General features: G+C 73.1%; 20 protein-coding genes. 8 read left to right on the top strand and 12 right to left on the bottom strand.

Features of this window, described 5'->3' with window-relative positions:
* Positions 1-104: 104 nt before the first annotated feature.
* Positions 105-1,442 (bottom strand): phenylacetate--CoA ligase PaaK, encoded by a 1,338-nt coding sequence (gene paaK / locus ACI79T_RS13630; protein ID WP_456610607.1) that lies wholly within the window; start codon positions 1,440-1,442, stop codon positions 105-107.
* 115 nt (positions 1,443-1,557) lie between these two features.
* Here paaK and paaA point away from each other — a divergent pair, with 115 nt between their 5' ends.
* From paaA to paaE, 5 genes are read left to right on the top strand one after another with little or no spacing between them, the layout of a single operon-like run.
* The gene (gene paaA, locus ACI79T_RS13625) at positions 1,558-2,550 is read left to right on the top strand and encodes a 1,2-phenylacetyl-CoA epoxidase subunit PaaA (protein WP_456610606.1); all 993 of its coding nucleotides are present in this window, start codon (positions 1,558-1,560) and stop codon (positions 2,548-2,550) included.
* On the top strand, positions 2,547-2,912 hold the full coding sequence (gene paaB, locus ACI79T_RS13620) for a 1,2-phenylacetyl-CoA epoxidase subunit PaaB (protein ID WP_456610605.1): 366 nt from the start codon (positions 2,547-2,549) through the stop codon (positions 2,910-2,912). Before paaA ends, paaB begins: the two co-directional genes overlap by 4 nt.
* A gap of 22 nt (positions 2,913-2,934) precedes the next feature.
* A complete protein-coding gene (paaC, locus tag ACI79T_RS13615) occupies positions 2,935-3,846 on the top strand; it encodes a 1,2-phenylacetyl-CoA epoxidase subunit PaaC (RefSeq protein ID WP_456610604.1) in 912 nt (303 codons plus the stop codon).
* Entirely contained in the window at positions 3,843-4,355 is a 513-nt protein-coding gene (gene paaD, locus ACI79T_RS13610; protein ID WP_456610603.1) for a 1,2-phenylacetyl-CoA epoxidase subunit PaaD, read from the top strand. The genes paaC and paaD overlap by 4 nt, the downstream gene beginning before the upstream one ends.
* A 3-nt stretch (positions 4,356-4,358) precedes the next feature.
* Positions 4,359-5,450, top strand: a complete 1,092-nt coding sequence (gene paaE, locus ACI79T_RS13605; protein ID WP_456610602.1) for a 1,2-phenylacetyl-CoA epoxidase subunit PaaE — start codon at positions 4,359-4,361, stop codon at positions 5,448-5,450.
* 21 nt (positions 5,451-5,471) lie between these two features.
* Here paaE and ACI79T_RS13600 read toward each other — a convergent pair whose 3' ends face one another.
* Positions 5,472-6,722, bottom strand: a complete 1,251-nt coding sequence (locus ACI79T_RS13600; protein WP_456610601.1) for a 3-deoxy-7-phosphoheptulonate synthase — start codon at positions 6,720-6,722, stop codon at positions 5,472-5,474.
* 163 nt (positions 6,723-6,885) lie between these two features.
* Here ACI79T_RS13600 and ACI79T_RS13595 point away from each other — a divergent pair, with 163 nt between their 5' ends.
* The gene (locus tag ACI79T_RS13595; protein ID WP_456610600.1) at positions 6,886-7,089 is read left to right on the top strand and encodes a zinc-ribbon domain-containing protein; all 204 of its coding nucleotides are present in this window, start codon (positions 6,886-6,888) and stop codon (positions 7,087-7,089) included.
* A gap of 54 nt (positions 7,090-7,143) precedes the next feature.
* Here ACI79T_RS13595 and ACI79T_RS13590 read toward each other — a convergent pair whose 3' ends face one another.
* Complete coding sequence (locus ACI79T_RS13590; protein WP_456610599.1) at positions 7,144-7,929, bottom strand: substrate-binding domain-containing protein; 786 nt, start codon at positions 7,927-7,929, stop codon at positions 7,144-7,146.
* Between ACI79T_RS13590 and ACI79T_RS13585 the strand changes: the two genes are divergently transcribed.
* The gene (locus ACI79T_RS13585; protein ID WP_456610598.1) at positions 7,841-8,947 is read left to right on the top strand and encodes an MFS transporter; all 1,107 of its coding nucleotides are present in this window, start codon (positions 7,841-7,843) and stop codon (positions 8,945-8,947) included. The genes ACI79T_RS13590 and ACI79T_RS13585 overlap by 89 nt on opposite strands.
* 257 nt (positions 8,948-9,204) lie before the next feature.
* On the opposite strand, the gene ACI79T_RS13580 is transcribed toward ACI79T_RS13585, so the two are convergent.
* The 9 genes from ACI79T_RS13580 to ACI79T_RS13540 all read right to left on the bottom strand — a co-directional run bounded on the left by ACI79T_RS13580 (position 9,205) and on the right by ACI79T_RS13540 (position 22,904).
* A complete protein-coding gene (locus tag ACI79T_RS13580; RefSeq protein ID WP_456610597.1) occupies positions 9,205-10,725 on the bottom strand; it encodes a PucR family transcriptional regulator in 1,521 nt (506 codons plus the stop codon).
* Between the two features lie 127 nt (positions 10,726-10,852).
* A complete protein-coding gene (locus tag ACI79T_RS13575) occupies positions 10,853-11,956 on the bottom strand; it encodes a CaiB/BaiF CoA transferase family protein (RefSeq protein ID WP_456610596.1) in 1,104 nt (367 codons plus the stop codon).
* On the bottom strand, positions 11,953-13,434 hold the full coding sequence (locus tag ACI79T_RS13570; RefSeq protein WP_456610595.1) for an aldehyde dehydrogenase family protein: 1,482 nt from the start codon (positions 13,432-13,434) through the stop codon (positions 11,953-11,955). The genes ACI79T_RS13575 and ACI79T_RS13570 overlap by 4 nt, the downstream gene beginning before the upstream one ends.
* Before the next feature lie 29 nt (positions 13,435-13,463).
* Positions 13,464-14,828 (bottom strand): 4-aminobutyrate--2-oxoglutarate transaminase, encoded by a 1,365-nt coding sequence (gabT, locus tag ACI79T_RS13565; protein WP_456610594.1) that lies wholly within the window; start codon positions 14,826-14,828, stop codon positions 13,464-13,466.
* A gap of 147 nt (positions 14,829-14,975) precedes the next feature.
* Positions 14,976-17,333 (bottom strand): penicillin acylase family protein, encoded by a 2,358-nt coding sequence (locus ACI79T_RS13560; RefSeq protein WP_456610593.1) that lies wholly within the window; start codon positions 17,331-17,333, stop codon positions 14,976-14,978.
* A gap of 20 nt (positions 17,334-17,353) precedes the next feature.
* Positions 17,354-18,196, bottom strand: a complete 843-nt coding sequence (locus ACI79T_RS13555; protein ID WP_456610592.1) for a polysaccharide deacetylase family protein — start codon at positions 18,194-18,196, stop codon at positions 17,354-17,356.
* A 40-nt stretch (positions 18,197-18,236) separates the two neighbouring features.
* A complete protein-coding gene (locus ACI79T_RS13550; protein WP_456610591.1) occupies positions 18,237-19,850 on the bottom strand; it encodes a thiamine pyrophosphate-binding protein in 1,614 nt (537 codons plus the stop codon).
* Positions 19,847-21,475, bottom strand: coding sequence for an amidohydrolase (locus tag ACI79T_RS13545; protein WP_456610590.1), 1,629 nt, complete (start codon positions 21,473-21,475; stop codon positions 19,847-19,849). Before ACI79T_RS13545 ends, ACI79T_RS13550 begins: the two co-directional genes overlap by 4 nt.
* 127 nt (positions 21,476-21,602) lie before the next feature.
* Positions 21,603-22,904: an IclR family transcriptional regulator domain-containing protein gene (locus ACI79T_RS13540; protein ID WP_456610589.1), complete on the bottom strand. Its 1,302-nt coding sequence runs from the start codon at positions 22,902-22,904 to the stop codon at positions 21,603-21,605.
* 224 nt (positions 22,905-23,128) lie between these two features.
* Between ACI79T_RS13540 and ACI79T_RS13535 the strand changes: the two genes are divergently transcribed.
* Positions 23,129-23,866 carry a 2-oxo acid dehydrogenase subunit E2 gene (locus tag ACI79T_RS13535; protein ID WP_456610588.1) on the top strand — a complete coding sequence of 246 codons (738 nt, stop codon included), beginning with the start codon at positions 23,129-23,131 and terminating at the stop codon, positions 23,864-23,866.
* The last annotated feature ends 38 nt before the right edge of the window (positions 23,867-23,904 follow it).

The raw sequence follows: 23,904 nt of genomic DNA, 5'->3' as shown, positions 1-23,904 counted from the left end.
CGCTCCTCGCTCGGACGTCGAGACCGGTTCCGCGGTCGATCCGCTCCTCGCTCGTTCCTCGCTGCGATGCTCCCTCCCTGTCACCGGCCGCCTCGCTGCGATGCTCACGTCCCTGTCCGCTCACGGTTGTCGGTCATCCGCTGCAGCTTGCCCACCGAGCGCGGCAGCGTGTCCGGGTCCACCACCAGCACGTCCACGGTCGTCCCGACGGTGTCCTTCACGCCCTGCGCCACCTCGACGGCGGCGCCGTCGCGTCGCCCGGCGGGGCAGTCGGGCCGCGCCTCGATCCGCACCGTCAGGTGGTCCATGCGGCCACGGGTGGTCAGTTCGAGGGCGAAGTGCGGGGACAGCCCGGGGGTGCGCAGCACGACCTCCTCGATCTGCGTCGGGAAGAGGTTCACCCCGCGCAGGATGATCATGTCGTCGGTGCGTCCGGTGATCTTCTCGATCCGCCGCATCCCCGGGCGGGCGGTGCCGGGCAGCAGCCGGGTGAGGTCGCGCGTCCGGTAGCGGATCACCGGCATGGCCTCCTTGGTCAGCGACGTGAAGACCAGTTCCCCCCGCTCGCCCTCGGGCAGCACCTCCTCGGTGAACGGGTCGATGACCTCCGGGTAGAAGTGGTCCTCCCACACGTGCAGGCCGTCCTTGGTCTCCCCGCACTCCTGGGCGACGCCGGGGCCCATCACCTCGGAGAGCCCGTAGATGTCGACGGCCTCGATGTCGAGGCGCTGCTCCATCTCCTGGCGCATCTGCTCGGTCCAGGGCTCGGCCCCGAAGATCCCGATCCGCAGCGACGACGCCCGGGGGTCGAGGCCCCGCTTCTCGAACTCGTCGATCACGGTGAGCATGTAGGACGGCGTCACCATGATCACCCGCGGCTCGAAGTCCTGGATCAGCTGGACCTGCCGCGGCGTCATCCCACCGGAGACCGGGACGACGGTGCAGCCGAGCTTCTCCGCCCCGTCGTGGGCGCCGAGCCCGCCGGTGAAGAGTCCGTAGCCGTAGGAGTTGTGCAGCGTGTCGCCGGGACGCCCGCCCGCCGCGCGGATCGACCGTGCCATCACGGTGGCCCAGGTGTCGAGGTCGCGCTCGGTGTAGCCGACGACGGTGGGCCGGCCGGTGGTGCCGGACGAGGCGTGCACGCGGCGGACCCGGTCGCGCGGGACGGCGAACATGCCGAACGGGTAGTTCTCGCGCAGATCGGCCTTGCTGGTCGTCGGGAACCGGGCGAGGTCGGCGAGCTCGCGGCAGTCGTCGGGGTGCACGCCGGCGTCGTCGAACGCCCGCCGGTAGTGCGGCACGTTCGCGTAGGCGTGCCGCAGCGTCCACTGCAGCCGCTCCAGCTGGAGGGCACGGAGCTCGTCGCGGCCCAGGCGCTCCGCGGGGTCGAGGGTCGCGGGCTCCGGGGCCTCGCCGAGCCGTCGTCGTGCGGTCGTCGTCATCGGTGCCGTCCTCGTCGCTCGGCTGCTCCGGCCACCGGCGGCCGCTTGTGGATGCCCGTGGTGTGGGTCACACTATTCCTGACCGGACGGTCAGTAAACAGCTCGAGGAGATCCGATGTCCGCGCCCACGCTGGACCGACCCGCGGCCGAGAGCCCCGACGAGGCCGCGCTGCAGCGGCAGTTCGACGCCACCATCGCCGCCGACCGGCGCATCGAGCCACGCGACTGGATGCCCGAGGGCTACCGGAAGACCCTCGTCCGGCAGATCGCGCAGCACGCGCACTCGGAGATCATCGGGATGCAGCCCGAGGGCGACTGGCTGCTCGCCGCCCCCAGCCTGCGGCGCAAGGCGATCCTGCTGGCCAAGGTGCAGGACGAGGCCGGGCACGGGCTCTACCTCTACTCGGCCGCCGAGACGCTCGGTGCCGACCGGGCCGATCTCACCGACAAGCTCATCGAGCGCAAGCAGAAGTACAGCTCGATCTTCAACTACCCGACGCTCACCTACGCCGACGTCGGCGTGATCGGCTGGCTCGTCGACGGCGCCGCCATCTGCAACCAGGTGCCGCTGTGCCGGTCGAGCTACGGGCCCTACGCCCGGGCGATGATCCGCGTCTGCAAGGAGGAGTCCTTCCACCAGCGGCAGGGCTACGAGCTGCTGATGACCATGATGCGCGGCACCGACGAGCAGCGGGCGATGGTGCAGGACGCCGTCGATCGGTGGTGGTGGCCCTCGCTCATGATGTTCGGCCCGCCCGACGCCGACAGCCCCAACTCGGCGCAGTCGATGGCCTGGGGCATCAAGCGGCACAGCAACGACGAGCTGCGGCAGCGCTTCGTCGACATGACCGTGCCCCAGGCGCAGGTCCTCGGCGTGACCCTGCCCGACCCGGAGCTCGCCCCGGACCCGGAGACCGGCCGCTACCGGTTCGGCGCCATCGACTGGTCGGAGTTCAAGCAGGTGCTGGCCGGCGGCGGCCCGTGCAACGACGAACGGATCGCCCGCCGCCGGGCCGCCCGCGACGACAACGCCTGGGTGACCGAAGCCGCCACTGCGTACGCCGCGAAGGCGACGCGTGCCATGAACACCGACAAGCACGCGTCATGAGCGACGTCACCGCGGAGGGCGGGCACGGCGCCGTCCCGACCGGGCCGCAGGTCCCCGTGGACGACCAGCCGGCCGTCAGCCGGCGGGACTGGCCGCTCTACGAGGTGTTCGTGCGCGGCAAGCGCGGCCTCAACCACGTGCACGTGGGCTCGCTGCACGCGCCGGACGACGAGATGGCGGTGCACGCCGCCCGCGACCTCTACACGCGGCGCAACGAGGGCGTGAGCATCTGGGTGGTCCGGGCGGCCGACATCACCGCCTCCAGCCCCGACGAGAAGGACCCGATGTTCGTCCCCAGCGGCGACAAGGTCTACCGGCACCCGACCTTCTACGAGATCCCCGAGAACGTCCCGCACATGTGAGACGACGGAAGGAGGCGCCGGCATGGGGCATGAGAAGACGGTCTACGACGCGCTCGACTCCGCGCACGGCGGCGAGGGCCAGTGGGCCTTCGGCACCGGCTTCGACGAGCCGCTGGCCGGGGTGGACACCACCGTGCCCGACGGCGTCGACCCGGCCGACCTGGGCGCCTACTGCCTGATGCTGGGCGACGACGCCCTCGTCCTCGCCCAGCGGCTCACCGAGTGGGTCACCGCCGCCCCCGAGCTGGAGGAGGAGGTGGCGGTCGCCAACATCGCCCTGGACCTGATCGGCCAGGCGAGGCTGCTGCTCGCCCGCGCGGGCTCCGTCGGCGTCCTCGGCCGCTCGCGGGAGAAGGCGACGCCGTCCATCCCCGACGAGGACGCGCTCGCCTACTTCCGGGACCCCGACGAGTTCCGCTGCACCGGTCTGGTCGCCGCGCCCAACGGGGACTTCGGGCAGACGATGGTGCGGCTGCTGGTGGCGTCGACGACCCGGCTGGCCCTCGTCGCGCGGCTCCGCTCCTCCCGCGACCCGGTGCTGGCCGCCATCGCCGCCAAGGGGGTGCACGAGCTGGCCTACCACCGGGACCACGCCGCCCGCTGGGTGCTGCGCCTCGGCGACGGCACCGCGGAGTCCGCCCGCCGGGCGCAGGCCGGTGCCGACGCCGTCTGGCCGCTGCTGGCCGACGTCCTCACCGCGACCGAGGTCGAGCAGCGGCTCGCCGCCGCCGGCGTCGCGGTCGACCCGGCCGACACCCGTGAGGAGGTGGTCGGCGTGCTCACCCAGGTCCTCGACCGGGCGACGCTCCTAGTCCCGGCGTGGCCGGCGGAGACCGCGCCGCAGGGCCGTCTCGGGCGGCACGGGGCGGAGCTGGCGGTGCTGCTCGCCGAGCTCCAGGGGCTCGCCCGCAAGCACCCGGCGGCGACGTGGTGACGACGCCGACGACCACCGAGGACCCGCGCCGCGTGGCGGAGTCGGTCACCGACCCCGAGCTGCCCATGGTCACCCTCGCCGACCTGGGCGTCCTGCGCGACGTCCGCACGGAGGACGACGGCACGGTGGTCGTCGAGATCACGCCCACCTACAGCGGGTGCCCGGCGATGGGCGTCATGCGCGCCGACCTCGTGCACGCGCTCCACCGGGCAGGGTTCCCGGACGTCGACGTCCGCACGGTCCTCGCCCCCGCGTGGAGCACCGACTGGATCAGCGCCGAGGGCCGCCGCAAGCTCGCCGCGGGCGGCATCGCCCCGCCCGGCCCGGCACCGGCGCGCACGGCCGGGCCGGTGCCGCTCGACCTGGGCCCGACCCGGCGCACCGCCGCCTGCCCGCTCTGCGGTTCGGCCGACACCGTCGAGCTGAGCGAGTTCAGCGCCACCGCCTGCAAGGCGCTCCGCCGCTGCCGCGCCTGCGGCGAGCCGTTCGAGCACGTCAAGGAGATCTGAGCCGTGCCCAGCGCAGAGACCGCGCCCCCTCCCCGCCGCCGGCCGCGGTTCCACCCGTTGACCGTGGCCCAGGTCGAGCGGCTGACCGACGACGCCGTCGCCGTCACCTTCGACGTGCCCGACCACCTGACCGAGGACTACCGATTCCGGCCCGGTCAGGCCCTCACCCTGCGGCGGGTGGACGGCGACCGCGACGAGCGCCGCTCCTACTCCATCTGCGCGCCGATGGGCGCCCCACCCCGCGTGGGTGTCCGCGAGGTCCCCGGCGGGTTCTTCTCCTCGTACCTGGTGCACGAGGTGCGGCCCGGCGACACGATCGAGGTCCTACCCCCGGCCGGCACCTTCACCGCGGACCTGTCCGTGCCGGGCGACCACGTGTTCGTCGTCGCCGGCTCCGGCATCACCCCGGCGCTCTCGCTGGCCGGCACGGTCCTGGGGGACGGTCGCTCCACCGTCACCGTCTTCTACGGCAACCGACGGACCAACACGGTGATGTTCGCCGACGAGCTGGCCGATCTGAAGGACCGCCACGGCCCCCGGCTGCAACTGGTGCACGTCCTCTCCCGCGAACCCCGCGACGCCGAGCTGACCAGCGGCCGGCTCGACGCCGCCCGCCTCCGCACGCTGGTCGACAACCTCGTCGACGCGCCGCGGGTGGACCACTGGTGGCTGTGCGGGCCGCACGGGATGGTCGGCGACGCCCGCGCGCTGCTGGCGGAGCTCGGCGTGCCCCGCGAGCGCGTGCACCAGGAGCTCTTCTACGTCGACGACGTGCCGCCCGAGCCGGTGCGCGGTGACGAGGAGACTGTCGAGGGCCCCAGCTCGCAGGTGACCGTCGTCCTCGACGGGCGGACCACCACGCTGGCCCTCCCCCGTGACGTGCCCGTGCTCGACTCCGCGCAGCGGGTCCGCGGTGACCTGCCGTTCGCCTGCAAGGGCGGCGTCTGCGGCACCTGCCGGGCGCGCGTGACCGACGGCGAGGTGGAGATGCGCCGCAACTACGCGCTGGAGGATGCAGAGGTCGAGGCGGGCTACGTGCTCACCTGCCAGACCCTGCCACTCTCCGACGCGGTGACCGTCGACTACGACGCCTGAGCAGTCGCGGACCCGGACCGGTCAGCTGTGCCGGTCGACGTCCCGCCGCGCCCTCGCCGCGGCCGCGAGCTCGGCCAGCATCACCTCGGTGGTGTCGAGGTCGACGCACGCGTCGGTGACGCTGCAGCCGTAGGTCAGCCGCTCGGGGTGGTGCTGGTCGAGGTCCTGCCGACCGGCGACGAGGTTGCTCTCGACCATCACGCCGCGGACGGCCGCCTCCCCGCCGGCGATCTGCGCCGCGAGGTCGCGCACGACCTCGAGCTGGCGCCGGTGGTCCTTCTGGCTGTTGCCGTGCGAGGCGTCGACCACGACCACCTCGGGCAGTCCGCGGGCGGCCAGCTTCTGCTTCGTGACGGCGATGTGCGCCGCCGAGTAGTTGGGGCCCGACTTGTCCCCGCGCAGGATGACGTGGCCGGTGGCGTTGCCCGTCGTCGACAGCTGGGCGCTCACGCCGTGGGCGTCGACGCCGAGGAACTGGTGCGGCGCGCGGGCGGCCATGATCGCCTGGATGGCGACGTCGATGCTCCCCTCGGGGGAGTTCTTGAACCCGACGACGGACGAGAAGCCCGACACCCGCTCCCGTGCGGTCTGGTCGGTGACGTTCCGGGCGCCCACGCCGTTGTAGGTGACCAGCCCGTCGACGTACTGGGGCGTGAGCGCGTTGAGCGGCTCCGCGGCGACCGGCACGCCGAGCTCGGTGATCCGGCACATCAGCATGCGGGTGGCGACCAGCCCGACGCTGATCCGGCTGGAGCCGTCGAGGTACGGGTCGTAGGCGAATCCCTTCCAGTCCACCTCGGTCCGCGGCTTCTCGGTGTAGGTGCGCATGAGGATCTCGAGGTCCGCCCCGTGCCGCTCCCGCATGCGGGCGAGGAAGGCGGCGTACTCGAGGGCGGCGGCCGGGTCGTGGATGGAGCACGGGCCGGCGATCACGACCACCCGGTCGTCGGTGCCGTCGAGGATGGCGGTCGTGGACCGGCGCGCGGCCCGGGTCGTGGCGACCGACGCCTCGGACAGCGGGACGACGGAGGCGACGGCGGCCGGGGTGACCACGACGCTGAGGCCGGTGATCCGTGCGTTCACCAGCCCGGCGAGATCTGCGGAGGGGCCCCCCGTGACGCCCAGCCGTTGCCGCACGTCCGGCAGCAACGCGGCCAGCGCGGCCTCGATCTGCCCGTTCACCCGGGTCTGCACGTCGATCAGCAGATCGGTGATCCGGGTGGCGTCCGCCAGGATCCGGTCCGGCGGTCCGGCGAGCTGCTCGGTGGTCACGGGTCCTCCAACGCCTCGATGGGGCCGCGCCGCGGGCCGCGGTCCGGCCCGGTCAGCATCCCGCGTGCCCTGTCCCGCACCTGCACCCGGCCCCGCTGGTGCGCCTGCTGCACGCCCTCCGCGACGCCGCGCGGCGGTCCGCCCCGCTCCCTAGGCTGACGTGATGTTCCTCCTCTTCGGCTTCGGCACCAAGCAGAAGCACGTCGGCCCCGGCGAGACCCGCACCTGCCCGAACTGCCGGAACACCACCCAGTGGGCGCGGGTCCGGCAGTTCAAGCAGTTCTCGTTGTTCTTCGTGCCGGTCGCCCGCTGGAAGCGCCGGCAGCTCGAGGTCTGCGGCGTCTGCGGCTTCACCCTCGCGGTCTGAGCACCCGGGGGCCGGGACCGACTGGGCCGCTCGGGCCGGGTCCGGCTGGGCCGCTCAGGCCGACTCCCGGACGACGACGTGTCCGGGCCGGGGCGCGAGCCCGGTCCGGTCGAGGCCCAGCGCGTTCCGCGCGGCGACCCGCCCGTGCGTCTCGGCGTCGACCCGCACGGTGGTCAGCGCGGGGGTGGTGAAGGCGCCGTGCGGAGCGTCGTCGAAGCCGATGACCGCCACGTCGCCGGGGACGGCGAGCCCCAGGTCCCGCAGGCCGACGAGCGTCCGGGCGGCCACGTCGTCGTCGAAGGCGGCGATCGCCGAGACCGCACCGTGCACGGCCAGGAACTCCTCGATCGCCGGTGCGACGGCCTCCCGCCGTGACGGGACCGCGAGAACCTCCAGCGGAGCACCGCCCCGCGACTCCGCCACCTCCCGGGCGAACCGCAGCCGCACCTCCGCCAGGAGCGCGCCCCCGGCCGGCAGCGCCATGGCCAGACGCTGGTGACCGCGGTCGAGGAGGTATCCGACCTGCAGCGCCACGTTGGCGGCCATCCCGCTCTGCCATCCGCCGTCGTCCAGATCGTGCCCGGTCAGGTACCCCTCGGCGAAGCGCAGGACCGCGCGGGGATTGAGGGTGTCGAGCACCTGCTGGGCGGCTTCCGGTGAGGAGTGCCCGTGGCGCACGAGCAGGACGTGACCGTGCCGCCCGAGCTCGTCGTCGAACCCGTGGACGAACGTCCGGGAGTAGTTCCCCTCGATGCCGGCGTCGGTGCACGTGCTGTGGGCCGGCCAGGCGGTCTCCGGTCTCGGCGCGGGGCTGCTGCTGCCCACCACGCTTGCGCTCATCGCGCACGCCGTGCCCGACTTCCGCGCCCGCGGCCGGTACGTGGGCATGTGGGCCACCGGCATGGTCGCCGGCCTGGCGGTCGGTCCGCTGATCTCCGGGGGCATCCTCGAGTTCGCCGACTGGGGCTGGGTGTTCGCGCCGATCGCCCTGCTCGCGCTCGCCGCCGCCGTCACCGCGCTGCGCCACCTTCCCGAGTCCAAGACGCCCGCCGGTCGGCACCTCGACTGGGCCGGGCAGATCACCGCGACGATCGCCATCGCCGCCTCCATCTACGGCGTCATCGAGGGCGGCGAGGCCGGCTGGGACAGCCCGCAGGCCCTCGTCGGGCTCGCCGTCGGCGCCGCCGCCCTCGTGGCCTTCGTCGTCGCCGAGCGGCGGTCGAGCTCCCCGCTGATGGACCTCACGCTGTTCCGGTCCCCCGCGTTCAGCGCCGCCGGCTTCGCCGCGGTGATCATCCTCTTCTGCGTCGTGGGCACGATGTTCCTGCTGAGCCTCTTCCTCGGCTACGTGCAGCAGCTCTCCCCGCTGGAGATCGGCGTCCGGCTGTTGTTCGTCTCGGGTGTCTCCGTCGTGGTCAACCAGGTCCTCGGCAGACTCGCCGGCCACGTCCCGCCGATCCGGCTGCTGACCAGCGGCCTGCTCCTCTCCGCCGTCGGCGTCCTCCTGCTGACCGGCGTCGACGAGACCACGGGCTTCGCCGACCTCGCCTGGCGGCTCGCGGTCTTCGGCGCCTCGATGTCGCTGATGCTCGCCCCGCTGTCGGTGGTGGCGATCAACTCGGTGCCGTGGCAGCTGGCCGGGATGGCCGCGGCCGGCAACACCGCCCTCCGGCAGTACGGCGGTGCGCTGGGCCCGGCCGTGCTCGGCGTGGTGATCGCCGACCGGCTGGGTGCCGGGGCCTCCCAGTCCTCGGCCCTGCACACCGCGCTGCTGGTCAACGTCGCCCTGCTCCTGCTGGCTGCGCTCGGCTGCCTGCTGGCCGCCCGCGCCCGTCCTGCTGCCCCGGCAGCCGCCTGACCCGGCGCCGGGCTGCCGGCCGGCCTCCGCCGCGGCGGGGGCCGGCCGGCTCGCCCGGTACCGCACCCCAGCTTGGTGAAGGCGTTCCGCAGGTGGGTCTTGACCGTGTGAGGCGACAGTCTCACCACCACCTCCCGGTCAATGCCCCCTCGCCACGAGTAGCACGACACCCAGGCCGACCAGGACAAGCGCGACGGCCGAGCTGATCAGCAAGGGCCCCCTTCCGCCTGGTCGTAGCGGTCCACCGGGGCAACCCGTCACGAGCGCAGCCGGGACAGCTCCCGGGCCTTCACGGCCAACCACAGCTCCGCTCGCACGTGGGCGGACTCGAGATCCTTACCCAGCAGCGACTCCGCCCTGCTGATGCGGTTCCGGACGGTGTGCCGGTGGACGCCCAGTGCCACCGCCGCGGTCTCCCACTGGCCGTTGTGCGCCAGGAACGTCTCGAGCGTGGCCACGAGATCGCCGCCGCGCGCGGCGTCGTACTCGTCGAGCGGCCGGAGCGCCGCCGCGGCGACGGCGCTGAGCGCCTCCTGGCTCTGCCCGCCCAGCAGGACGTCGTACGTCCCGAGCTCGTCGAACCGGATCAGGCCCCGCCCGCTGGTCCTGCTCACCCGCGCGGCCGCCTCGGCCTGACGTCGGCTGACCGCCGCTCGTCCGAGCGGCACCGGGCCGCCCAGACCGGCGCTGACACTGCGTCGCAGACCCGCCCGCAGCGCCGACTGGATGCGCTCGGGCAGCCCGGCGTCCGCCTGCGCGGAGAGCAGCACGGTCACCGTGTCCTCCTCGGCCGCGCTCAGGTGTGCCACCCCGGCGCTCCCCAACGCCTCCTCCAACACCCGTTCGGCCGTGAGCACCGATCCTGTCTCCATCAGCACGAGGACCACGACCTCGCCGTCCGGTGCGAACCCGAAGTAGCGGAGCTGTCCGAGGTCGTCGTCGAGGACCCCGGACAGCAGCGCCGCCAGCAGACGCGCCTGCAGCCGGCGCTCCACCGTGACCAACTCGGCAGGCTTCTCCAGCTCGATCGAGATGAGCGAGACGGCATGGCTGACCAGCAGCCGCCGCGTCGAGGTGAGCGGCGCCGGTGTCGCGACCAGGATCCGCCCCAGCCGCACCGTGCTCACACCCAGCGCCTGGCTGGTCAGGCACCCCGTGGTGTCCACGTGCACGCCGTTGGCACCGGAGCGCCGGGCGCGCGCGAGCAGCGCCTGCTGGCGCTGCGCCACCCGGCGCCCGGCGGATGCCAGGACGTGCTCGCGGACGTCGAGGACCAGCACGTCCGCGCCGAGCGTGGCGGCCAGCGCGTCGACGAGGCCCGGGATGCCGCCCTCGAGCGTCGCCCGGGCATGCCGCTGCTGCTGGTCCACCACCCTCTTGGCCGCGGCCTCGTCGTCCGCGGCGAGCGCCTCGGCCACGGCTCGGCCGATCGCGATGAAGGGCACCTGCGCGGCGACGGCCAGGACGGGGAAGTCCAGCCGGTCCGCCTCGGCCACCAGCTGCTCGGGGACGACGGTGTGGCGGGTACCGGTGTCCAGCGCGAGGGCGGTGACACCCCGGGCGTGCAGCCGCCGGACGTAGGCACGTTGCTCGGCGGGGTCCGTGGACAGGCGCAGGCCCGTCGTCATCACCAGTTCGCCACCGCCGAGCCAGGGAGTGGGGTCCTCCAGCTCGATGGCGTGCGCCCAGGTGATCGGCCGGTCGGCGCCGCGCGCCCCGGCGACCAGCGTGAGCCCCAGGCGGCGGTCGGTGAGCAGGCGGCCGACTGTCACCGCCATGTCGCCTCCCGTTGGACGCCGTGGCCACCTCCCGCGGCCGACCGGGACCCAGCGTAGAGCCGCAGGTCGCCGGGGACGGCGCGCTCCGCGACAGCGGACCGGATCGGGCGACCCGGGCCGGACGCCGTCAGGCCCCGAGCGCGGGAGGCGGGAGCCGGTACGTCGCCGGCGTGGCCGACATCCGCACCGGGTGAGCCGTTCCGGGCACCGGCGAGCCGGGGACCGTCACGGTCGGCTCCAGCCCGAGCCGGGACGCGAGCGCGAAGGCGTCGGCGAGGTCGTTGATGGGACCGGCCGGCACGCCGGCGGCGGTCAGCCGGTCGAACCACTCGTCCGCCCCGGCCCGCTGCAGCAGACCATTCAGCTCCTCGGACAGCGCGGCGCGGTGCTGCACGCGCATCGTGTTCGTCGCGTAGCGGTCGTCCGTCGCCAGCTCCGGCGCGCCGAGGACGGCGGCAAGCGCGGCGAACTGCCGGTCGTTGCCGACCGCGAGGACCAAGGGACGGTCGGCGGTCGGGAACACCTCGTACGGGGCGATGCTCGGGTGCCGGTTGCCCATGATGGTGGGCACCACGCCGGCGCCGAGGTAGCCGCTCGACTGGTTGGTCAGTGCCGACAGCAGGCTGCTCAGCAGGTTGACCTCGACGTGCTGACCCTGGCCGGTCCGCTCGCGGTGCCGCAGCGCCGCGAGGATCCCGACGCCGGCGTGCAGCCCGGTGATGACGTCGACCAGGGCCACGCCCACCTTGGTCGGCTCGCCGGGGTGCGGGCCGGTGACGCTCATCAAGCCCCCGACCGCCTGCACCAGCAGGTCGTAGCCCGGCATCGCGGCGCCGGCGCCGCTGCCGAACCCGGTGATCGAGCAATAGACGAGTTCCGGGCGCTCCGCCAGCAGCGTCTTCGGCCCCAGCCCCAGCCGCTCCATCGACCCGGTGCGGAAGTTCTCCACCACCACGTCCGCCCGGGAGACCAGCTCGCGGGCCGCCCAGGCTCCTTCGGGCGTCCGCAGGTCGAGCGAGACGGAGCGCTTGTTCCGGTTGACCCCGGCGAAATACGTGGCCGTCCCGTCGGGGCCGAACGGAGGGCCCCAGGCGCGCGTGTCGTCACCGGAGGGGTGCTCCACCTTGACCACCTCGGCACCGAGGTCGCCCAGCAGCATGGTGACGTACGGACCCGCCAGCACCCGGCTGAAGTCCGCGATGAGCAGCGAGTCCAGCGCTCCCGGCGTCACGCCGGGCCACCACCGCGCAGGTAGACCGTCGTGGTGTGCGTGAAGAACTCGCGCGAGGCTCGCCCCTGCTCCTTGGGCCCGTAACCGCTCTGCTTCGTCCCGCCGAAGGGCACGTGGGGGTCGGCGCCGGCCGTCTCGGAGTTCACGTGCAGCATGCCGACGTCGATCTCGTCGACGGCGTCCAGCGCCCGCGACAGGTCGTTGGTGAAGACCGCGGCGGACAGGCCGAAGGCGCTGTCGTTGGCCAGCTCGAACGCCTCGGCGGTGTCGCGGGCGCGCACGACGCCGACGACCGGGCCGAACAGCTCCTCCCGCCACAGCTCGAGGTCGGTCGACGGCAGCTCGAGCACCGTGGGTGCCATGAACCAGCCGTCGGCGAGCGAGCCACCGGGGAACGCGCTGCCGCCGGCCAGCGGGACCGCACCCTGGGCCAGCGCCGCCTCGACCCCTGAGTGCACGGTGGCGCGCGCGTCGGCGCTGACCAGCGGCCCCATCTGCGTCCCCTCGGCCACCGCGTCGCCGACGACCAGCGATCGGGCGCGGCGCGCGAAGGCGTCGACGAAGGCGTCGGCGATCCCGTCGGTGACGACGAGCCGGGAGGTCGCGGTGCACTTCTGGCCGGTCGACCGGAAGGCGCCCAGCAGCACCTGCTCGACCGCCAGATCGAGGTCGGCGTCGTCCAGCACGACGGCGGCGTTCTTGCCGCCCATCTCGGCCTGGATGGGCACCCCGCGGGCCGCGCAGGCAGCCGCGATGGACCGGCCGACGCCGGTCGAGCCCGTGAAGGTGACGGCGTGCACGCCGGGATGGTCGACGAGGTGCCCACCGGTCGAGCCGCCGCCGATGACCAGGTTGAGCACCCCCGGCGGCAGCCCGGCGTCGTGCAGCGCCTGCGCCAGGCGGAGCGCCAGCACCGGCACGAGGCTGGCCGGCTTCCAGACGACGGTGTTGCCGTACGACAGCGCGGGGGCGATCTTCCAGGCCGGGATCGCGATCGGGAAGTTGAACGGCGTGATGACGGCGACGACGCCGACCGGGCGCCGGGCCACCAGGATCCGCTCCCCGCGGCGCGGCGACGCGTACGTCTCCCCCGCCTCGCGGTCGGCCTCCCCCGCGAAGAACCGCAGAATCTGAGCCGCCCGGAGCACCTCCCCGATGCCCTCGGGCCGGGTCTTGCCCTCCTCCGCGGCCAGCTCGTGACCCCACGTCTGGGCGTTCTGCTCCACGATCGCCGCGGCCCGGGCGAGCACGCCGGCCCGCTCGTGGTGCGGCGTGCGCCGCCAGGAGGCAGCCGCACGGGTGGCCGCGGCGACGGCCTGGTCCACCTCGTCGGTGCCCGCGAGGGCACCGGTGCCGACCGCCTGGTCGGGGCGGGACGGGTTGGTGGACACCAGGTGCTGCCCGTGCCCGTCCTGCCAACGGCCGTCGATGAGGTTCTGCAGCTGGACCGTTGCGGTGCTGCTGGTCGTGGCGGTCAAGGTTCCGGCTCCCGGGTCCGTCGTCGGCGTCAGAGGACGGCGAAGGCCTCGGACAGGATGTCCAGGCCCTCCGCCAGCAGGTGGTCCGGCATGACCAGCGGCGGCAGGAAGCGCAGCACGTTGCCGTAGGTGCCGGCGGTGAGCACGAGCAGCCCGCGCTCCTGGCAGTACTTCACGACGGCGGCCACCGCGGCCGGGTCGGGCTCGGTCGTGCCGGGGCGGACGAGCTCCACCGCGATCATCGCGCCGCGGCCCCGGACGTCGCCGACGACCGGGGAGGAGGCGGCGATCTCCCGGAGCCGGTCGAGGAAGACGGTGCCGATGTGGCGGGCCCGCTCGACCAGCCCCTCCTGCTCGATCGACTCCATCACGCCAAGAGCGGCCGCGCAGGACACCGGGTTGCCGCTGTAGGTGCCGCCGATCCCGCCGGGGTGCACGGTGTCCATGATTTCCGCCCGGCCCGTGACGGCGGCCAGCGGAAGACCGCCGGCCAGCCCCTTCGCGGTGGTGATCAGGTCCGGGACGACGCCCTCGTGCTCGCAGGCGAACAGGTCGCCGGTGCGGGCGAAGCCGGTCTGCACCTCGTCGGCGACGAAGAGGATCCCGCGCTCGCGGCACAGCTCCGCGACGGCCGGGAAGAAACCGGGCGAGGGAACGATGAAGCCGCCCTCCCCCTGGATGGGCTCCAGCACCACGCAGGCGATCTGGTCGGCGCCCACCTGCACGTCGATGAGGTCGCGCAGCGCGGCGAGGGCGTCGGCCGTGGCCCGCTCGGCTCCACCGGGCGCGCGGTAGGGGTAGGCCATCGGGGAGCGGTAGACCTCGCCGGCCAGCGGACCGAAGCCCTTCTTGTAGGGCGTGTTCTTCGCGGTCATGGCCATCGTGAGCATGCTGCGGCCGTGGTAGGCGTGGTCGAAGACGACGACGCCGGTCCGTCCGGTGGCCATCCGGGCGTACTTCACGGCGTTCTCGAGCGCCTCCGCGCCGGTGTTGAAGAGCGCCGTGCGCTTCTCGTGGTCGCCGGGCGTCAGCCGGTTGAGCGCCTCGCACACCTCGACGTAGCCCTCGTAGGGGTTCACCAGGAAGCAGGTGTGGGTGAACTGCTGGAGCTGCTCCGTGGCCCGCGCGACGACCCGCGCCGCGCTGTTCCCGACGCTGGTGACCGCGATGCCGCTGCCGAAGTCGATGAAGCTGTTGCCGTCGACGTCGACGAGGACGCCTCCGCCGCCGGCCGCCGCGAAGACCGGCTGGGCGCTGGTGAGACCGGCGGGGAGGGCCGCGGCGCGGCGCGCGGCCAGTTCTCGGCTGCGCGGGCCGGGGAGCTCGGTGACCAGACGGCGCACCTGCTCCAGCTCGGGGCCATCCACGGCAACTGCCTGCTCGACGACGCTCACGGTTCCTCCTCGATGTGCGGTGCTCGAACGGTAGGCGCGGGTTCCGCCGACGGGTGATGGACGGCGCGTCCAGTGCTCCCGACCCTCGTGGACGGAATGTCGAGGATCGGCGACGCCGCGGCGGCGCGCGGCCCATCCCCCGGCGGGTCACGCCGGCGGGTCCGGGTCGGGTGCGGGGACCAGCACGATGCGGTGCCCGAGGTGCGCGAGCACCCGCTCCCGGCTGTAGAGCAGCGGGAACGACTCGTCCCGCCCCCACGGGCCGAGCAGGTCCTGGTAGTGCTCGCTCGTGGGCACGCCGGACTGGCCCGGCGAATTCATCGCCACGCTGTTGTCCCAGCCGCCGACGTCGACGACCAGCCGGAAGCTCGCCCCGACCGTCTGGGTGAAGTGCCGGTCGTAGGTGCAGCAGCCGACCGTGTCACCGCTGCCGCCGCGGGGCACCGTCTCGAGCGCGCTCCAGGCGGCGTGCCCGGGACCGAGCAGATCGGCCTGCGGGTGGCGCAGCCGGGCACGGTGCACCGTGCCCCACTCCCACGCCGCCGGGTCCTCCCCCAGCAGCTCCCGCACCTCCGCCCACGCCGACGCGAGCGAGCGCTCCAGCACGTCGGCGAGGACCCGGTCCGGGTGCGGCCCGAGCCGGTCACCCGGCCGCAGCAGCAGGTCCAGGTCCACCCGGCAGTCCGCCGAGGTGTCCTCGACCGGCGAGATCCGCGCCAGCGCCTCCGCCCGCCGGTCCTCGGGCAGCAGGCGGGCCAGCGCCGCGCCCAGCAGACCCGGACGCAGGTGCCGGCGGTACCAGATCTCGAACAGCGCGGCCGCCGCGGACCGGGGCCCTTCCTCGCCGTCCCAGCCCAGCAGCAGGTCCAGCGCTCGCTGCACGACGTCCTCGGTGCTGGACGGCACCAGCCGCGCCAGCTCGGCCACGATGCGCCGGGCCGGCACGCTCACGTAGTCGGTCTGCAGCTCCACGCAGTCCTGCACCGACCAGCCGTCCCGCGAACCGAGCCGCTCGGCGATGCGCTCGTGGCGCACGGCTGCGTACCAGTCGTAGGTGACCGTCCGCTCCGCGTTGGGGTAGTCGGCCGGCAGGTTCATCTCGTTGGCGGTGGCGAGCCAGCCGCCCTCGGGGTTCCTCGCCGAGGGCAGCTGGTCACCGTCGTAGAAGCCGTCCCACTCGTACCTGCCGTCGCCGGGAACCGGCAGCGTGCCGTCCCAGTTCGGACGGACCGGGACGAGCCCGGCGGGCTGCCAGCCGATCGTGCCGTCCGGTGCGGCGTAGATCTGGTTCTCCCCGGGCGCGCCCCAGCGGTTCATCGCCGTGACGAACGCATCCGGGTCCGGTGCGCCCATGTAGTCCATGCTGCCGAGGTACGGCGCCATGCCCGGCTGCAGCCAGGCCGCCCGGACGGCGAAGGCCGTGAGCCGGTCGGGGTCCTCGAACACGACCGGACCGTGCTGGGTGAACACCAGCTCGACCGGATGCTCGTCGGCGGGTCCCGACCGCACCGTCTCGTGCACCACGCGCATGCGGGACCAACCGCCGTCGTACCAGTACTCCCGCGGGTCGTCGGGGTTGGTGCGGTAGACGTAGAGGTCCTCCTGGTCGATCGCGAAGATCGTGAGCCCGAAGGCGATCCGGCCGTTGTGACCGATGGAGATCCCCGGCAGCGCCGGCTCTCCCCCGCCGATGACGTCCAGCCCGGGTGCGGACAGATGGGCCAGGTAGCGCAGCGCCGGCAAGGTCAGCGCGCGGTGCGGGTCGTTGGCCAGGATGGGCCGCCCCGTCGCCGTCCGGGACGCGGCCAGCACCCAGTTGTTGCTGCCCTCCGGGTCGTGGCGCGGGCCGGGGTCGGCGACCGCCTGGGCGAGCACCGGCGGGGTCGTGGCCAGCCGGTAGACGCGCAGCACGTCGTCGGGGATCAGCGAGAGGTCCAGCCCCTCCGGGACGACGAGCGGCGCGGCGGGCTCTCGCACCCGGCGCAGCTCCTCCACCTCGGGCCCGAAGTCGCGCAGCGTCCGGGCCCGCGCCACCTCCTGCTCCAGGTTGTAGAACAGCCCGTGGCTGCGGATCCGCGCCACGTCGGCCGGCTCCCATAGGGCGGGCAGGTAGCCGAGCTCTGCGAACTCGGGCGGCAGGTGGGACGGATCCGCTCGCGCCAGGCGCACGAACGCGTTGATCCCGGCGACGAAGGCGCTGACGACCCGCTTGGTGTCCGAGCCGTAGGAGAGCCACTCCGCGCGCATGTCACCCCGGTAGAGGAACAGCCGGGCGGCGCGGTCGCGCTCCACGTGCTCGGCGCCGAAGACCTCGGACAGCTGCCCGAGACCGCGGCGGCGCCACAGGTCGATCTGGAAGAGCCGGTCCCGCGCGGCGTTGAAGCCCTGCGCCAGGAAGACGTCGTCCCGCGAGCCGGCGTACAGGTGCGGCACGCCCCACTCGTCGACGAGGATCTCCACCGGCTCGGACAGGCCGGGGACCGGGTACTCCACGCCGTCGGCCATCTCTTCTGCTCCCCCGGTGCTCAGTCGTCGGTCCAGACGTCGTAGATGTCGCTCAGCGCGGCGAACCACACGCCGTCATGCCCCGCCATGTGCTCCAGCAGCCGCTCGAGCATGAGGATGTGGTGCGCCCGGCCGATCGTCTGCGGGTGCACGGTGAGGGCCAGCACGGCGTTCGGGACCCGCTCGTAGGCGTAGTCGAAGTGGTCCTTCCAGCGCTGGAACAGCACCTCGGTCGACCCCAGCCCCGGGCTCACCCGGGGCACGTACTCGGTGGGCGGGAAGTCGTCGAGGAACCAGGAGACCGGGAACTCCAGCAGGCGGCTCGGCGGACCGAAGACGTTCCCCTCCTCCCATCGGACCTCCACCGGACGCGGGTGGTACGGCTCGAAGTCCCGGCCCATCAGGGAGGAGTCCCAGTCGAAGCCGTTCTCCTCGAGGATGGCCAGGGTGTGCTCGGTGAAGTCCCACGCCGGCGATCGGTAGCCGCGCGGTCGCGTGCCGACGAGCCGCTCGTGCAGGTCGAGCTGCACCGCCATCAGGCGGCGCTCCTCGTCGTGTTCGAGCTTCGGCACCCCCTCGTGGAAGCAGCCGTGCGCGGCGATCTCCTGGCCGGCGGCCAGCACCTTCTCGAACGCCTCGGGGAAGGTCTGCATCGAGTGCGTGGGGGTGCACCAGGTGCCGCGCACGCCGTAGCGGGCGAAGAGCTCCAGCACGCGCGGCACACCGACCTCGGCCCCGAACTCGCCGCGGGAGAGGTAGCTCGGGCTCGTCAGCCCGAACGTCCCCATCCACACCGAGTGGGCGTCGAAGTCGGCCCCGATGTTCACCGCGATCCGCTTGCCGTCGGGAAGGTTCAGCGGCACGTCGTGCTCCTGTCGTCTGGGTGGGTGGTCGACGTGTCGGTCACTCGAGCGAGGTGACCCGGTACGGATCCAGCCGCAGGTCGATCAGCACGGGCCGGTCGCGGTCGCGCAGCGCGTCGTCGATGCGCCCGAGCTCCTCCTCCGACGTCACGGTGACGCCGCGGGCCCCCAGGGCCTCGGCCGTGCCGGCGAAGTCGGGCCAGTCGAAGTCGGAGAGCGACGGGTCGAGGTCGCGGTTGACGAACTGGATGTGCTCGGCGCCGTACGAGCCGTCGTTGCACACGATGCAGACCAGGTCGAGGCCCTGCTGGACGGCGGTCGTGAGCTCGTTGAGCCCACCGAGCATGAAGCTGCCGTCCCCGACCACCAGGACCGTCGGCCGGTCCGGTCGCGCCACGCAGCTGCCGATCGCCATGCCCATGCCCATGCCGATCGCGGCGAAGCCGGCTCCCGAGCAGAGCCAGGACCGTGCGTCCGGCGCCTCCATCACACGGAGGGCATAGAGGGCGAAGCGGCCGACGTCACACACCACCGCGTGGTCGTCGGGAAGGGCCTCGTCCAGGTGCAGCAGCGCCGTCTGCGCGTCGACCGTCCCCGGCCGGCCGGGGGTGCCGCGGCGGCTCGGCGGGACGAGCCGGCTCGTGGTCCGCTCGCCGTCGAACCGCGTCGTCGTGACGTCGGCCTCGCGCAGCCACTCGGTGATCGTCCGCGCGGTCAGCGCGGCGTCCCCGAGGACCGACGCGGACACCCCGACGAACCGGTCGATGGACGCGGGCTCCGCGTCGCAGTGGACGAGCGCCTTGCCGGTGAGCAGTTCACCGTCGTACGTCGTCTTCGGGTTCAGGCTGGCGCCGAAGGCGATGACGCAGTCGCTCTCGGCGATGATCTCCTGCGCGGCGATCGTCGACAGCGAGCCGAAGATGCCCAGGTTCGCCGGCTCACCGGCGAAGAGGTCCTTGGCCTGCATCGTCGTCGCCAGCGGGGCGCCGATCGCGCGGGCCAGCTCGACCAGCTCGTCGCGGGCGTCCAGCGCCCCCTGGCCGGCGAGCACGATCGGCCGGTTCGCCGACAGGATGATGCCGACGGCGGCGTCCAGCGCCTCGGGATCGGGAGCGGTCCTCGGCCGGGTCAGCGCCAGCGGAGGCCGCGCGGGCGACGGCTCGACGTCGACCCACATGTACTCGATCGGCATGTTCAGCACGATCGGCCGGCGTTCGGACCAGGCACGCCGCAGCGCGGTCTCCAGGTCCGCTTCCAGCGTGAGCGGGGAGCGGACCACCTCGAAGCCGGCGCCGGTTGCGAGCACCAGCGGCTGCTGGTCGACGTTCTGCGGCCCCCAGGTCTCCAGCCGCGACGTGTCGCCGGCGAGCAGGACCAGCGGGATGCGGCTCTTCACCGCCTCGATCAGCGCGGTGACCGTGTTGGCCAGCCCCGGGCCGTGGGTCACGGTGGCCACGCCGACCCGACCGGTCACGCGGGCGTGGCCGGCAGCCATCATCACGGCGTTGGCCTCGTGGACCGCCGGGATGTAGCGGCCACCGAGCTCGCGGACGAAGTGGTCGACGAAGAACAGGTTGCCGTCACCGATCAGCCCGTAGAGCGCACCGATGTCGTGCCGGAGGAGCGCCTCGGCAAGCTGGGCGTGGAACTTCATCGGACGTGCACCCGTCGCCCGGCGAGGTAGGTCTCGGCGGTCTCCATGCGGTGGAGGTTCTCCGGCCCGACGGCGAAGGGGTCCTCGGTGAGGACGTTCAGGTCGGCGGGGGCCCCCGGGCGGATCACCCCGAGGTGCTCCTCCTCGAAGGAGGCGTAGGCGGCGTCGCGGGTGTAGGCCCGGAGCGCGGCCTCGATCGAGATGTTCTGCGTCGTGTCGAGCACCTGCCCGCTGCGCGTGGTGCGGGTGACGGCCCCGTAGATGCCGAGCCACGGGTTGCCCTCGGTCACCGGCGAGTCCGAGTTCCCCGGCGCGACGATCCCGTGCTCCTGGAACGACCGGTGCGGGTACGCCCGCTGCACCCGCTCCGGCCCGAGGTTGGCCAGGTAGCTGTCCCCGAGGGTGTAGAGGAAACCGACCGACGACGCGGCGATGAGGCCGAGCCGCTTCATGTCGAGCAGGTTCTGCTCGGTCGGCAGCGCGCAGTGCTCGATCCGGTTGCGCATCGCGGTCACCTCGTCGTGCCCGAGCTCGGCGGTGGCCCGCTGCACCGAGTCGATGGCGACGTCGATGGCCCGCTCCCCGATCCCGTGGATGGCGACGCGCAGCCCGCCGGCGAGCGCCGCGGTCACCCAGGGGGCCGTCTCGTCCAGGCTCATGGTGAGGATGCCGGTGTCGCAGCTGTCCTGGAAGGGCTCGGCCACTGCGGCCGTCCGCCCACCGATGCTGCCGTCCAGCATGAACTTCACGCCCTGCAGGCGGAGCATGTCGTCGCCCAGACCGCTGGCGACACCCACCGTCAGGGCTTCGGCCAGGACGCCGTCCCACCCGTTCGCGTCCACGGCCCACAGCCACGGCCGGACCCGGATGTCGAGCTGCCCGGTGACGTGCAGGTGCTGGTAGACCTGCATGTCGGGGCCGCGCGCGGACATGTCGTGGACGGTGGTGACGCCCCACGAGGCGTACTTGGCCTGGGCCAGCCGGAAGCCGCGGCGCACGTCGCCGGCGCTGTACGGCGGCGGCACGACCAGCCCCTGCGCCTTCTCCTGCAGCAGCCCGGTCAGCCGTCCCGACGCATCTCGTCCGACGTGCCCGCCCGCGGGGTCGGCCACGTCGTCCGGGACGTCCATCGCCCGCAGCGCCGCGGAGTTGACGACCGCCATGTGACCGCAGACCCGCCGGAGCAGCACGGGATTCGCCGGCGCGACGCGGTCGAGCTCCTCCAGCAGGGGCGCCCGTCCCTCGGCGAAGTGCGTCTCGTCCCAGCCCCAGCCGAGGACCCACTCCCCCGGCTGCGACGAGGCGACCTTCGCGGCGACCGCGGCCTGCACGGCCGCGACGGAGTCGGCCACGGCCGGCCGGCAGTCCACCTCGAGCAGGTTCCTGCCGTAGAGCGCCGGGTGGGCGTGGCTCTCGATGAACCCGGGCAGCACCGTCGCGCCCCGGAGGTCCACGAGCTCGCACTCCCCCGCAAGCCAGGAGCGGGCCGTCGCGTCGTCCCCGACGTAACGGATGCGGCCGTCCGAGACGGCGATGGCGGTGGGGGCCTCCGCGCCCAGCGGGCCGTCCATGGTCAGGACCGTCCCGTTGACGAAGACGGTGTCTGCGTGATCGGCACGGCTCATCGGCTGCTCGCAATCTCGAGGTCGGAGGTCGCTCTCGCACGTCACGTCGGACGGTCGCCGGCACTCCACGTGACCGCCATGCTGGGCGATCCCCGGTAGTTTGTCAACGCTGACAAACTATGGCGCGTCAGCGCTGCGAAGCCCTCGTCACGTAGCCGAGTTCGCCGGCGGTGTCGAAGAAGGCGTAGGCGAACTCGGCGCCGTTGGTCACGCTTCGCCCCGACTGGACGACGGAGAAGCCGCCCCTGCGCATGGTGTCCACCGCTTCGTCCAGGGACTCGACCGGGACGTTGACGTAGTGGAAGCCCTCTCCGCGCTCCTCCAGCCAGTCGCGGTGGATGTTCACGCCGGCCACGGGTGACACGAGGTCCACCGCACCGTCGGGCCCCTCGGCAGTCGCGACCGCGACCGTCGACGACACAGCGCGCCCCCGGTAGGTCATCTCACCGACGGTCGAGGGACCGTACTCGAGCGTCCGCCACGCCCGGCCCCCGACCAGCCCACAGTGCCGCACCTTCGCGTCGTCCAGGTCGTGCACGACCAGGCCGACGTGGCTCACCCGCCCGATCACCGGTACAGGGCTAGGGCCCGGGCCGGAGCTCGGCCCGCCCGCCACGTCGGGCGCGAAACCCAGTGCAGCGCTGAGCTTCTGGGCGGCCCGGCGGACGAGCAGCTCGTTCCGCTCCTTCGATTCACCCAGCACGTGGCGGGCCTCGCCGCCGATCGAGATGGCCGCGCACACAGCGCCGTGCTCGTCACGGACGGGAGCACCGAGGGCGGCGACCCCGAGCACGACGTCGGAGTTGCTGACCGACAGACCGGTCAGCCGGATCTCCTCCATCTCCTCCTTCAACGCCACGAGCTGCGGGGAGAGGTGCTGCTCGAGCACGCCACGGATGTGATCGGCGACGCCCCCGCCTTCTTCGACGTGGCGGGCATAGGCGTCCCAGAGCGAGGGCCCGCCGTAAGCAAGCAGCACCTTGGCGGCTGCGCCGAGGTGTAGCGGGATGGAGGTGCCGGTGCGCAGGGACAGCAGGTGCGCCCCCTTCCCCTCGACCCGCTCGACGCAGAGCGCATCAAAGTCCTCACGGACGCACAGGTAGACCGTGACGCCGGTCTGCTCGCGCAACTCGATCAGGATCGGCAGGGCGAGCCGCCGGATGTCGTAGCGCCGGCCGGCGGCCTGACCGATCTTGAAGAGCTTGGCCCCCAGACGCACCCGGCCCCTGCTCGCGCCGACCTCCACGAACCCGACGCTGGTCAACGCCTTCACCAGGCGGTACATCGAGCTGCGCGGCTCGCCGGCGAGGTACGCCAGGTCCGCGATGGACAGGTCCTCGTGGATCGTGAGCAGGTCGATGACCATGCTGAACTTGCTGATCAAGCCCGGCTGCGCGGCGGCGGCAGGCTCCGGCTTCCCGTCGGTCACGCGGGCCCCGCCTCCCTCGGCTCGGTCGGTCGTCGCGGGGACGCCACGGACGGTCACGGTAACCGGTCCTCTCGATTGTTTCCAGCAGCTGACAACTGTCGATCGTTTTACAACGCGTTGTCCCATGTCGTGGACATTGCTGTCCGCTGAGTTGTAACTTCAGCCCCCTGGAGGTCGAGTGCGGGCGATGCCGCGGCTCGGCGCGCTCACGTGAGGGGTCACCGTTGCCGCGTAACCACCATCCGCGTCCGGTCGAGAGCGCTCCCTCCGAGATCGGCCACCGCTTCGACCCACCCGGGACCGCACACTTCACGCCCTCCCCGCTGGCCGCGGACCTGCGGTCGGAAAACTCGCCACCGCAGCAGTTCACGCTGTTCGCCAAGGTGGACATGACCGCCTGCATGGCGCTGCGTGCCCGAGCCGGCCGGACCGGGCCGGTGCCCACGTACAACGACGTCTTCGTCAAGGCCTGCGCGGTGGCCCTGACGTCGTTCCCGACGCTGAACGCCACGTACGAGCGTCACCGTGTCGTCTTCCAGGACCACATCGACGTGGCGATCGTGATCGCGACCAACGGACGCCAGGCGTCGGCTTCGGTACAGGATGCCGACGTCCTCTCGCTCGAGCGCGTCTCGACCCTGACCCGCCTCCTCAGCGAGGCGACGTGGAACGGCACGCTCCCCGCCCAGGCCGACAGACGGCCGGCGACCTTCACGGTGACTAACCTCGGCATGTACGGCGTGCGCCGGTTCTCGGCCTACGTGCCGCCGCGTCAGGCGGCCATCCTGTCGGTCGGTGCCATCGAGGTGCAGCCCGTGGTCACCGCGATGGGCACGATCGGCACCGCACCCATCGCGGAGGTCGGGCTCACCTGCGACCACCGCATCGTGTCCGCGGCCGACGCGGCGTTCTTCCTGGAGCGGGTCACCCAGCTCCTGACCGACGACGTCGACGACTTCTGACCCGACCGGGACGAGGCGGGGGCGCCCGCCCCGAGCGG

It is taken from the genome of Blastococcus sp. SYSU DS0619 (assembly GCF_054051035.1).
The sequence above is the reverse complement of the archived record's forward strand: the minus strand, read 5'-3'. Positions and strand labels throughout refer to the sequence as shown.